Origin of the sequence: Buttiauxella noackiae, assembly GCF_000737905.1 — a bacterium.
Taxonomy (GTDB): Bacteria; Pseudomonadota; Gammaproteobacteria; order Enterobacterales; family Enterobacteriaceae; genus Buttiauxella; species Buttiauxella noackiae.
This window is the reverse complement of the sequence record NZ_JPRU01000002.1, coordinates 1,234,657-1,246,459: the sequence shown is the minus strand read 5'-3', so window position 1 is coordinate 1,246,459 and position 11,803 is coordinate 1,234,657. Positions and strand designations below refer to the sequence as shown.

Genomic DNA, 11,803 nt, shown 5'->3' with positions numbered 1-11,803 from the left:
CTGGCAAGGCAAAATGCTAAAGCCATTTCGCTGGCGGCGCCGCTATTTCCTGGTGGCGCTGCCAATTATTTTATGTCTGGGGATTTGGCTGGCAGACAGGCTTTGGCCGCTGCCGCTTTCTCAGGCGAATCCCGCACGAGTTGTCGTCGCGGCTGATGGCACCCCCTTATGGCGTTTCGCTGATGAGAACGGGATCTGGCGCTATCCGGTTACGTTAAACGATGTTTCACCGCGTTATCTCGAAGCCTTAATCAACTATGAAGATCGCTGGTTCTGGGATCATCCGGGAATTAATCCTCTATCGATATTGCGTGCCGCTGGGCAAGATTTGCTTAGCGGAAAAGTGATTTCCGGTGGCAGTACCTTGACGATGCAGGTCGCCCGCTTACTTGACCCGCACCCTCGTTCATTAGGGGGGAAAATCCGTCAGGTTTGGCGCGCTTTGCAACTCGAATGGCATCTATCGAAAGAACAAATCCTCACGCTCTACCTTAACCGCGCACCCTTTGGCGGGACGTTACAGGGCGTGGGGGCAGCCAGTTGGGTTTACCTCGGAAAGTCCCCGCAACACCTGAGTTATGCTGAAGCTGCTTTACTGGCGGTTCTTCCGCAAGCGCCAAGCCGTTTGCGCCCGGACCGCTGGCCTGAGCGGGCTCAAGCCGCACGTAACAAAGTTCTCCTGCGTATGGCCGAGCAAGCTGTCTGGGAGCCACAGCAGGTTAAAGAATCTCTCGAAGAACCGGTATGGCTGGCACCACGACAAATGCCGCAATTGGCTCCGTTGCTTTCACGCTATCTGGTGAACCGCAGCAAAGATCAGAAAATAACGACAACGCTCGATGCGCCGTTGCAGCGCCAACTTGAAGAACTGGCACTGAACTGGAAAGCTCAGCTCCCGTCTCGCTCATCAATGGCGATACTGGTCGTCGATCACACCACGATGGAAGTGCGTGGCTGGGTTGGTTCAGCCGATATCAACGATCAAAGCCGTTTCGGGCACGTTGATATGGTCACTGCAATTCGTTCGCCCGGATCGGTGCTGAAACCCTTTGTTTACGGCCTGGCGCTGGATGATGGGCTGATTCATGCAACATCGTTATTACAGGATGTGCCGCGCCGCTTTGGTGATTACCGCCCCGGGAATTTTGATACCGGTTTTCATGGCCCGGTGAGTATGAGTGAAGCGCTAGTGCGTTCGCTCAATCTTCCGGCGGTTCAGGTACTCGAAGCATACGGCCCTAAACGTTTTGCCGCACAATTGCGAAACATTGGTTTGGATTTGCGGTTCCCGCAAGGCAGTGAACCTAATCTCTCGCTGATTCTTGGCGGCGGTGGTGCGCGTCTTGATCAGATTGTCGCTGCATATAGTGCTTTTGCTCGCCATGGTCGAGCCGCGCAGTTACGTTTGCAGCCAGATCAACCATTAGTCGAACGCCCATTGATGTCGGCTGGTGCAGCCTGGATTATTCGCCGCATTCTGGCGGGAGAGGCGCAGCCGCAGCCCGATGCCACATTGCCAGCCGTTGTGCCGTTGGCCTGGAAAACCGGCACCAGCTATGGATATCGCGATGCATGGGCCGTTGGAATTAACCCGCGTTATTTGATTGGTATCTGGACAGGGCGCCCGGATAGCACACCGGTTGCCGGGCAGTTTGGTTTAGGCAGTGCTGTACCGTTGCTTAATCAAGTTAACAATTTACTGCAAGCCAGTTCCGCGGTGCAGCAGGCGCGGTTACCCGTAGATCCTCGGCCACCTTCTGTTTCCGAAGGGCAAATCTGCTGGCCGGGTGGGCAGAATTTGCCAGCCGGGGACAGTAACTGCCGGCGCAAATTAACGGGCTGGTTACTCGATAATAGCGAGCCGCCCACGCTTGAAGCACCGGGCCAGGAAGGGATTCAGGGGTTAAGAAAGGTCGTCTGGTTAGATGAACAAGGAAAACGCGTGGCTGCTGATTGCTCGGGAGCCAGGCAGCAGATTATCTCTTTGTGGCCGCTGCCGCTTGAACCATGGTTACCAATGAATGAGAGGCGAGTGGCCCGTTTGCCGGAAGTGTCAGAGCAATGTCCACCCCAGCAGAAAGATGAAGTTACGCCTTTATTGTTGTTAGGGGTCCGCGAGGGCGCTATTTTGAAGCGTCTTCCCGGTGAGTTGCGCTTACCGCTTCGTTTAAGTGTTCAGGGAGGCCTGGGCGATCGCTGGTGGTTTTTAAACGGTGAACCGGTTAGTGGAAAGAGTAGCGGAATCGCGCTAAATCTTGATAAACCGGGAGCGTACCAGGTTTTGGTTCTAGATGAATCTGGGCAGATTGCTGCCGCTCATTTCGTATTGCAGTAGAGCGCTAGTCTAATTTTTAAGCGTTTGCATTAAAATGTTGCCGATATTCATCTTATTTTAAAAAAATGTTACCTGCATCCATAGGCAACGCGAGACTTGCTCATTATAATCGGCGCCAAATCATAACCGGTTATCCCTTCAGGGGCCGGGCAAACAGAACAGACACAGAGGTAATCATGGCTATTGAACGTACTTTTTCCATCATCAAACCAAACGCGGTGGCAAAAAACGTTATTGGTAATATTTATGCTCGTTTTGAATCCGCAGGGTTTAAGATTGTTGGCGCGAAAATGCTGCACCTGACTTCTGAACAAGCTCAGGGTTTCTATGCTGAGCACGAAGGCAAGCCTTTCTTCGATGGTCTGGTTGCGTTCATGACTTCCGGCCCAATCATGGTTAGCGTACTGGAAGGCGAAAATGCCGTTCAGCGTCACCGTGACATCCTGGGTGCAACCAACCCGGCAAATGCTTTGGCTGGTACTCTGCGTGCAGATTACGCTGACAGCTTCACCGAAAACGGCACTCATGGTTCTGATTCTGTTGAATCTGCTGCCCGTGAAATTGCTTATTTCTTCGCTGAAGGCGAAGTTTGCCCACGCACTCGCTAATAAGCATTAACTGTTAAGCGACAGTTACATTTTATTTGTCTGTACATCGCTTTCAGCCATGGCTTCTGTGCCATAGAATTTGTACAATGCTACGCCCCGGATGAGCCTGCTCTTCGGGGCGTATCTTTTTAACCCACCTGGGGCCGTAACGTGTAACAACGAGGCCGGAAGAAATTATGTCAGAGCAAATTGTCACTCCTGAGACACCAGTTTCAGTCGTTTCCAGCAAGTCCGAAAAAATTAACCTGTTGGACCTTAACCGCCAGCAACTGCGTGAGTTTTTTGCCGAAATGGGCGAAAAACCCTTCCGCGCCGATCAGGTCATGAAATGGATGTATCACTATTGCAGTGATGACTTCGATGAAATGACTGACATCAACAAAGTTCTGCGTAACAGACTTAAAGAAGTCGCTGAAATCCGCGCTCCTGAAGTTGCCGAAGAACAGCGTTCTGCCGATGGCACCATTAAATGGGCAATTCGCATCGCTGATCAGCTTGTTGAAACGGTGTACATCCCCGAAGAAGACCGCGCCACACTGTGCGTTTCCTCCCAGGTTGGATGTGCTCTGGAATGTAAATTCTGCTCAACAGCCCAACAAGGCTTCAACCGTAACCTGCGTGTTTCTGAAATCATCGGTCAGGTATGGCGTGCGGCGAAAATTATCGGCGCGCAAAAGAAAACCGGCGTACGTCCTATCACTAACGTAGTTATGATGGGCATGGGTGAACCGCTGCTGAATCTCAACAACGTGGTTCCGGCAATGGAAATCATGCTTGATGACTTTGGTTTCGGGCTTTCCAAACGTCGCGTTACCCTTTCTACTTCTGGTGTGGTTCCAGCGCTGGATAAGTTGGGCGACATGATTGATGTGGCATTGGCCATTTCTCTGCATGCACCGACTGACGAAATTCGCGACCAGATCATGCCGATCAACAAAAAGTACAACATCGAGACTTTCCTGTCCTCTGTGCGTCGTTATCTGGAGAAATCCAACGCCAATCAGGGTCGTGTCACTGTGGAATATGTTCTGCTGGATCACGTCAACGATGGTACAGAGCATGCGCATCAATTGGCAGAATGCCTGAAAGATACGCCATGTAAGATTAACTTGATCCCATGGAACCCGTTCCCTGGGGCGCCATATGGTCGTAGCTCCAACAGCCGTATCGACCGTTTCTCAAAAGTATTAATGAGTTACGGCTTCACTACCATCGTGCGTAAAACGCGTGGCGATGATATTGACGCGGCTTGTGGTCAGCTGGCTGGCGAAGTGATTGACCGCACCAAGCGTACATTGCGTAAACGTATGCAGGGTGAACCTATTGATGTTAAAGCAGTCTGATAAACTATTGCGTTCGTCAGATAAGAACCCTGTGGCAGTGATGCTGCGGGGTTCAAAAAACACATAGTGATATCTGGCAGTTATGCAAGTTTGGCTAGTGACTTTAAGATTAATAATTACGGTGCGTTTCACCGTGCTTTAAGGCAGTATGTAACGGTACAACAATAGTTTAGGCGCATCTATTAAACCATCGCTGGTCGCAATTCACTGACAACATTAAAAATGATGTCTATGGTTAACTCATCAGTGATTAAGTCGTTCACACAAAGTAGTCTGTTTATGTGAACAAGTAGTTTGAGCTGAATGTTATGTTGTCTGGAGTTTACTCTCCAGAACACAGATTTGTTTCGCGAAGCGGGAGAGCGTGGTGAAGCGGAAACGCGGTGCTCCAGGACTCCTGCCTAATTCCTTAATCGAACAGTCCCAGCAATTGTAGCTAATGAATACTGAAGCCACTCACGAATCAAATGCAGCAAAAACCACGGGTGAACGTTTACGTGTTGCCCGTGAAGAACTCGGTCTTAGCCAACAAGCCGTGGCAGAACGCCTGTGCCTGAAAGTTTCTACCGTTCGGGATATTGAAGATGACAGGGCGCCTGCCGAGTTAGCGTCTACCTTCCTGCGTGGTTATATCCGTTCTTATGCGCGTCTTGTGCGTATTCCGGAAGAAGAACTGTTGCCAATGATGGAAAAACAGGCACCTATCAGAGCTGCTAAAGTGGCTCCGATGCAAAGTTTTTCACTGGGGAAACGCCGTAAGAAACGTGACGGTTGGCTGATGAGCTTCACCTGGCTTGTTTTGTTTGTCGTTGTCGGCCTGACTGGTGCGTGGTGGTGGCAAAACCACAAAGCGCAGCAGGAAGAGATCTCGACTATGGCCGATCAATCTTCAGCTGAACTTTCTGCCAGCAATAGCAACTCTCAATCAGTTCCATTGAATACCGGTGACTCTTCTTCTGCCGCTGCTGATGACTCAGCGCAGCAGGCTGTGCAGACTCCGGATGCACAATCTGCTCCAGCAACTGATTCAACACCAGCAGGCCAGGCAACGGCTACGGCGGCTCAGCCAACCACCCCTGCAGCTCCTTCCGCAGTAGTGGCACCAAGCCAGGCACCTGTAGATAATGCGCAAGCCACTGCTACACCAGCAACTCCGGCGCAAAATGCCGCACTCCCTACCGATCAGGCTGCTGTGACTACGGCACCTGCAGCTGACCCGAATGCGTTAGTAATGAACTTTAACGCCGATTGCTGGCTTGAAGTGACTGATGCAACCGGCAAGAAATTGTTTAGTGGTATGCAGCGTAAAGATGGCAATTTGAATTTAGCCGGTCAGGCACCGTACAAATTGAAAATTGGTGCTCCCGCTGCGGTTCAGATTCAATTCCAGGGTAAACCTGTCGATTTGAGTCGCTTTATCAGAACTAGCCAGGTTGCACGTCTGACAGTAAGTGCTGAATAATTGCAGCCAGCATGACGCGTAATTGTGGAGATTTGTAATGCATAATGAAGCCCCAATTCAACGTAGAAAATCCAAACGGATCTACGTAGGAAATGTGCCAATCGGCGACGGGGCACCGATCGCCGTTCAGTCTATGACCAACACCCGTACTACGGATGTTGAAGCCACTGTTAACCAGATTCGAGCCTTAGAAAGAGTTGGGGCTGATATCGTTCGTATATCCGTGCCAACGATGGACGCAGCAGAAGCGTTCAGGCTCATCAAACAGCAGGTCAACGTTCCGTTGGTCGCTGATATCCATTTTGACTATCGTATCGCACTCAAAGTTGCTGAGTATGGCGTTGATTGCTTACGCATCAACCCAGGCAACATTGGCAACGAAGAGCGTATTCGCGCCGTTGTAGATTGTGCCCGGGACAAAAACATTCCGATCCGTATCGGTGTTAACGCCGGATCACTGGAAAAAGATCTGCAAGAAAAGTATGGCGAGCCAACGCCACAGGCGTTGTTAGAATCGGCGATGCGTCATGTGGATCATCTGGATCGTCTCAACTTTGATCAGTTCAAAGTGAGCGTAAAAGCCTCTGATGTTTTCCTGGCAGTTGAATCCTATCGTTTACTGGCTAAGCAAATTGATCAACCGCTGCATCTCGGGATCACCGAAGCGGGCGGTATGCGCAGCGGTTCAGTGAAATCAGCTATTGGCCTCGGCTTACTCCTTTCCGAAGGCATCGGTGACACGCTGCGTGTATCACTGGCTGCCGATCCGGTTGAAGAGATCAAGGTCGGTTTCGACATTCTGAAATCTTTGCGTATCCGTGCTCGCGGCATTAACTTTATCGCCTGCCCAACGTGTTCGCGCCAGGAGTTCGATGTTATCGGTACCGTGAACGCGCTCGAAGAGCGCCTGGAAGATATCATCACCCCAATGGATGTTTCGATTATTGGTTGTGTGGTGAACGGGCCGGGCGAAGCGCTGGTTTCCACTTTAGGTGTGACCGGTGGCCACAAGATGAGTGGCTTCTACGAAGACGGTGTGCGTCAGCGCGAGCGAATGGATAACGAAAACATGATTGCGCAGCTGGAAGCGCGTATTCGTGCCAAGGCTTCCATGCTCGATGAATCGCAGCGGATTAGTATCCAGCAGTTGGAAAAATAGTGCGAAACATGGGAAGCATTCGGCTTCCCGTGTATGATTGAACCCGCCAGACGTTTTGTGACAGCAAACAGTCTGATTTCGGGTTCATTTTTTGTATAAATTCGGTAGAGAATAAACGTGGCAAAAAACATTCAAGCCATCCGCGGCATGAACGATTACCTGCCTGGCGAAACCGCCATTTGGCAGCGCATTGAAGGCATTCTGAAACAGGTGCTCGGCAGCTACGGTTACAGTGAAATCCGTTTGCCGATTGTAGAGCAGACCCCGTTATTCAAACGCGCAATCGGTGAAGTGACCGACGTGGTTGAAAAAGAGATGTATACCTTTGAGGACCGCAACGGCGATAGCCTGACTCTGCGTCCTGAAGGCACCGCGGGCTGCGTGCGTGCCGGTATCGAACATGGTCTTCTGTACAATCAGGAACAGCGCTTGTGGTACATCGGGCCGATGTTCCGACATGAGCGTCCGCAAAAAGGGCGTTACCGCCAGTTCAATCAGCTGGGTGTCGAAGTATTTGGTCTGCAAGGGCCAGATATTGATGCTGAGCTTATTATGCTGACTGCACGCTGGTGGCGCGCATTGGGTATCGACCAGCACGTAAGCCTGGAACTGAATTCAATTGGTTCGCTTGAAGCACGTGCTAACTACCGTGATGCGCTGGTCGCGTTCCTGGAACAGCATAAAGAGAAGCTGGACGAAGATTGCCAGCGTCGCATGTACAGCAACCCATTGCGCGTACTGGACTCTAAAAATCCTGAAGTTCAGGCTCTGTTGGATGACGCGCCAACGCTTGGCGACTATCTGGACGAAGAGTCCCGTGAGCATTTCGCTGGTCTGTGCCAATACCTTGATGCTGCCGGTATCACGTATACCGTGAATCAGCGCCTGGTACGCGGTCTGGATTACTACAACCGTACCGTTTTCGAATGGGTGACAAGCAGCCTGGGTTCCCAGGGCACCGTTTGCGCGGGTGGCCGTTACGACGGTTTGGTCGAGCAACTGGGTGGCCGCGCGGCACCTGCTGTAGGTTTCGCCATGGGTCTGGAACGACTTGTTTTACTGGTTCAGGCTATCAACCCGGAATTTAAAGCAGAATCTGTTGTCGATATTTACCTGATATCGTCAGGTCAGGGAACGCAAGCGGCAGCGATGCTGTTAGCTGAGCAATTACGTGATCAGGTCCCGGCTATCAAGTTGATGACCAACTATGGCGGTGGCAACTTCAAGAAGCAGTTCGTCCGTGCAGATAAATGGGGCGCACGTGTAGCCCTGGTGCTGGGCGAAACCGAAGTTGCAAGTGGTCAGGTCGTCGTGAAGGATCTGCGCACAGGTGAGCAAACTACCGTTGAACAAGCAAACGCGGTCGCTCATTTGCAGGCGCTACTGGGTTAATTTCCCCAGTGATAAATCGTTAAGGAGAAGGACTGCGTGGAAATTTACGAAAACGATAACGAACAGGTTGATGCGGTAAAACGCTTCTTTGCTGAAAATGGTAAAGCGCTAGTGGTTGGTGTCGTATTAGGTATTGGCGCACTGGTTGGTTGGCGTTACTGGAACAGCCATCAGGTTGAAAGCTCGATGGCTTCTTCTCTGGAATATCAAACTGTGACAGATGCTGTGCGTGCCGATCAACCTGCAACACTGAGTGCTGCAGAGAAATTTGCTGCCAGCACGAAGAATACATATGGCGCTTTAGCGTCATTGGAACTGGCGCAGAAATATGCTGATAACAATGATCTGGCGAAAGCGGCAGCCCAATTGCAGCAAGGTCTGAGCAGCACCAGCGATGCAAATTTGCAGGCGCTGATCAACGCGCGTTTGGCACGTATTCAAATACAACAAAAGCAATCTGATGCGGCGCTGAAAACCCTCGACAGCATTAAAGGCGAAGGTTGGGTAGCGATTGTTGCTGATTTGCGCGGTGAAGCGTTGCTCAGCAAAGGGGACAAGCAAGGTGCACGCGATGCGTGGAGCAAAGGCTCACAAACTGATGCTTCTCCAGCCCTGCGCGAAATGATGCAGATGAAAATTAATAATTTGTCGAGCTAAGAGGGACCCGATGCAATTGCGTAAACTACTTGTACCAGGGCTGATTTCTCTGACGCTGCTCAGCGGTTGTTCACTGTTTAGCGGTGAAGAAGACGTGGTAAAGATGTCTCCACTGCCGACAGTTGAAAACCAGTTTGAACCTGAAAAATCATGGAGTACTTCTGTTGGTAGCGGTATTGGTGATTTCTATTCCAATCTGCATCCAGCGTGGCAGGACGGCAATATTTATGCCGCAGATCGCCGTGGTACCGTTAAAGCCGTCAATGCGGATGATGGTAAAGAAGTCTGGTCTGTTGATCTTTCTGAAAAGACAAACTTCTATTCCAGCAACCTGCCAGCACTGCTTTCTGGTGGTGTAACTGTTGATGGTGCGCACGTATACATTGGTAGTGAGAAAGCGCAGGTTTATGCGCTTAACACCTCTGATGGTAGTATTGCGTGGCAAAGCAAAGCTGCAGGCGAAGTCCTTTCTCGTCCTGTAGTCAGCGACGGTTTAGTTCTGGTTCACACCAGCAACGGCCAGCTTCAGGCATTTGATGAAACTGACGGTGCAGTGAAATGGACCGTAAACCTGGATATGCCAGCACTTTCTCTGCGCGGTGAATCTGCACCAGCAGTAGCGTTTGGTGCCGCGATTGTTGGTGGTGATAACGGTCGCGTTAGCGCAGTGTTAATGAAGCAAGGCCAGCTTATTTGGCAACAGCGTATCTCTCAGGCAACCGGTGCTACCGAAATTGACCGTCTGAACGATGTTGATACCACGCCTGTCATTGTTAACGGTGTGGTCTATGCTCTGGCATATAACGGTAACCTGACAGCGCTTGATCTGCGTTCAGGTCAGGTGATGTGGAAACGTGAGTTGGGTTCAGTAAACGACTTCATTGTAGATGCAAACCGTATTTTCCTTGTTGATCAGAATGACCGCGTTGTAGCTCTGAATGCTGATGGCGGTGTAACACTCTGGACGCAAAGCGATCTGCTGCACCGTAATCTGACCTCTCCTGTTCTGTACAACGGTTATCTGGTTGTAGGTGACAGCGAAGGGTATATGCACTGGATCAATGCCGATGATGGCCGCTTTGTTGCTCAACAAAAAGTGGACAGTTCTGGCTTCCAGACTGAGCCAGTTGTTGCCAGCGACAAGCTGTTGATTCAGGCGAAAGACGGTACGTTGTACGCTATCAAGCGTTAAATTTGCCTGAAGTAATTTTAAGTGCGAAACGGTTCCGGTAGTCCAGGAGCCGTTTCCTGTTTTTAGAAACGATGTGTTTGACGTCGTTTTAAGATGAATTTTGAGTTATGAGGTTTTAATCATGGTACCTGTGGTTGCGCTTGTCGGGCGCCCTAATGTCGGAAAATCCACGTTGTTTAACCGCTTGACGCGTACCCGAGATGCGCTGGTCGCGGATTTCCCGGGGCTGACTCGCGACCGCAAGTATGGTCGTGCTGAAGTGGAAGGTCGCGAATTTATTGCTATTGATACCGGTGGTATCGATGGTACGGAAGACGGTGTTGAAACGCATATGGCGGCACAATCGCTGCTGGCCATTGAAGAAGCCGACGTCGTGCTGTTTATGGTTGATGCGCGTGCTGGCCTGATGCCTGCCGATGAAGCTATCGCTAAACACCTACGTTCACGTCAGAAGCCTACCTTCCTGGTGGCGAACAAAACGGACGGTATGGACCCAGACCAGGCGGTTATTGATTTCTACTCTCTGGGTTTAGGTGAAATTCACCCGATTGCTGCTTCTCATGGCCGCGGCGTGACAACCCTCCTTGAACACGTTCTGATTCCTTTCATTGACGAAAAAAATCCGCGTGAGCCGGAAGAAGAAATTGATGAAGATGCAGCCTACTGGGCAGCATTCAATGCTAAAAATGGCATTGTGACTGAAGACGAAGAAGAGATTGAAGAAGAGGAAGAAGAAGCTTTCAATCCTCAGGATCTACCAATCAAATTGGCGATTGTTGGCCGTCCGAACGTAGGTAAATCAACGCTTACTAACCGTATTCTTGGCGAAGATCGCGTTGTGGTCTACGACATGCCGGGGACCACTCGCGACAGCATCTATATTCCAATGGAACGTGATGATCGCGAATTCATTCTTATCGACACTGCCGGTGTACGTAAGCGTGGCAAAATCACTGAAACTGTTGAGAAATTCTCGGTAATCAAAACGCTGCAAGCGATTGAAGATGCCAACGTTGTGTTGCTGGTGATTGATGCTCGTGAAGGTATTTCCGATCAGGATCTTTCCCTGCTTGGCTTTATCCTGAATAGTGGGCGCTCACTGGTGATTGTGGTCAACAAGTGGGATGGCCTGAGCAACGAAGTGAGAGAGCAAGTCAAAGAGACGCTGGATTATCGTCTTGGTTTCATCGACTTTGCTCGCGTGCATTTCATCTCTGCATTGCACGGTAGCGGAGTAGGCAACCTTTTCGAATCTGTTCGTGAAGCGTATGACAGCTCAACACGCCGTGTAAGTACTGCGCTGTTGACCCGCATCATGGCAATGGCTGCTGAAGATCACCAGCCACCTTTGGTACGTGGCCGTCGCGTTAAGCTGAAATATGCCCACGCCGGTGGTTATAACCCGCCAATCGTTGTTATTCACGGTAACCAGGTAAAAGACCTACCTGACTCGTATAAGCGCTATCTGATGAATTATTTCCGCAAATCGCTGGATGTAATGGGTACGCCAATCCGTATTCAGTTCAAAGAAGGGGAGAACCCGTTTGCTAACAAACGTAACACCCTGACGCCGAACCAGATGCGTAAACGCCAGCGTTTGATTAAACACATCAAGAAAAGCAAATAATTCGTCGCGCAGATTACCGCTTACGAAA

General features: G+C 50.6%; 9 protein-coding genes. All 9 read left to right on the top strand.

Annotated elements, in window-relative coordinates; all coding sequences use genetic code 11:
* Positions 1 to 13: 13 nt before the first annotated feature.
* The 9 genes from pbpC to der all read left to right on the top strand — a co-directional run bounded on the left by pbpC (position 14) and on the right by der (position 11,775).
* The gene (pbpC, locus tag IX31_RS14195) at positions 14 to 2,335 is read left to right on the top strand and encodes a peptidoglycan glycosyltransferase PbpC (protein WP_034459188.1); all 2,322 of its coding nucleotides are present in this window, start codon (positions 14 to 16) and stop codon (positions 2,333 to 2,335) included.
* Between the two features lie 176 nt (positions 2,336 to 2,511).
* The gene (gene ndk / locus IX31_RS14190; protein ID WP_034459186.1) at positions 2,512 to 2,943 is read left to right on the top strand and encodes a nucleoside-diphosphate kinase; all 432 of its coding nucleotides are present in this window, start codon (positions 2,512 to 2,514) and stop codon (positions 2,941 to 2,943) included.
* Positions 2,944 to 3,119: 176 nt separating this feature from the next.
* Positions 3,120 to 4,286, top strand: a complete 1,167-nt coding sequence (rlmN, locus tag IX31_RS14185; RefSeq protein ID WP_034459184.1) for a dual-specificity RNA methyltransferase RlmN — start codon at positions 3,120 to 3,122, stop codon at positions 4,284 to 4,286.
* A 439-nt stretch (positions 4,287 to 4,725) separates the two neighbouring features.
* A complete protein-coding gene (gene rodZ / locus IX31_RS14180; protein WP_034459182.1) occupies positions 4,726 to 5,748 on the top strand; it encodes a cytoskeleton protein RodZ in 1,023 nt (340 codons plus the stop codon).
* Positions 5,749 to 5,785: 37 nt separating this feature from the next.
* Positions 5,786 to 6,907 (top strand): flavodoxin-dependent (E)-4-hydroxy-3-methylbut-2-enyl-diphosphate synthase, encoded by a 1,122-nt coding sequence (gene ispG, locus IX31_RS14175; protein WP_034459180.1) that lies wholly within the window; start codon positions 5,786 to 5,788, stop codon positions 6,905 to 6,907.
* A 117-nt stretch (positions 6,908 to 7,024) separates the two neighbouring features.
* Positions 7,025 to 8,299: a histidine--tRNA ligase gene (gene hisS / locus IX31_RS14170; protein ID WP_034459178.1), complete on the top strand. Its 1,275-nt coding sequence runs from the start codon at positions 7,025 to 7,027 to the stop codon at positions 8,297 to 8,299.
* Between the two features lie 36 nt (positions 8,300 to 8,335).
* Positions 8,336 to 8,956, top strand: coding sequence for a YfgM family protein (locus IX31_RS14165; protein ID WP_034459176.1), 621 nt, complete (start codon positions 8,336 to 8,338; stop codon positions 8,954 to 8,956).
* Between the two features lie 10 nt (positions 8,957 to 8,966).
* Positions 8,967 to 10,148: an outer membrane protein assembly factor BamB gene (gene bamB, locus IX31_RS14160; protein WP_034459174.1), complete on the top strand. Its 1,182-nt coding sequence runs from the start codon at positions 8,967 to 8,969 to the stop codon at positions 10,146 to 10,148.
* Between the two features lie 121 nt (positions 10,149 to 10,269).
* Positions 10,270 to 11,775 carry a ribosome biogenesis GTPase Der gene (gene der / locus IX31_RS14155; protein ID WP_034459172.1) on the top strand — a complete coding sequence of 502 codons (1,506 nt, stop codon included), beginning with the start codon at positions 10,270 to 10,272 and terminating at the stop codon, positions 11,773 to 11,775.
* Positions 11,776 to 11,803: the final 28 nt, after the last annotated feature.

Coding starts and splice junctions, on each gene's coding strand:
- rodZ (WP_034459182.1), top strand. CDS start 4,726: ATGAATACTGAAGCCACTCACGAATCAAATGCAGCAAAAACCACGGGT.
- rlmN (WP_034459184.1), top strand. CDS start 3,120: ATGTCAGAGCAAATTGTCACTCCTGAGACACCAGTTTCAGTCGTTTCC.
- pbpC (WP_034459188.1), top strand. CDS start 14: ATGCTAAAGCCATTTCGCTGGCGGCGCCGCTATTTCCTGGTGGCGCTG.
- bamB (WP_034459174.1), top strand. CDS start 8,967: ATGCAATTGCGTAAACTACTTGTACCAGGGCTGATTTCTCTGACGCTG.
- ndk (WP_034459186.1), top strand. CDS start 2,512: ATGGCTATTGAACGTACTTTTTCCATCATCAAACCAAACGCGGTGGCA.
- der (WP_034459172.1), top strand. CDS start 10,270: ATGGTACCTGTGGTTGCGCTTGTCGGGCGCCCTAATGTCGGAAAATCC.
- ispG (WP_034459180.1), top strand. CDS start 5,786: ATGCATAATGAAGCCCCAATTCAACGTAGAAAATCCAAACGGATCTAC.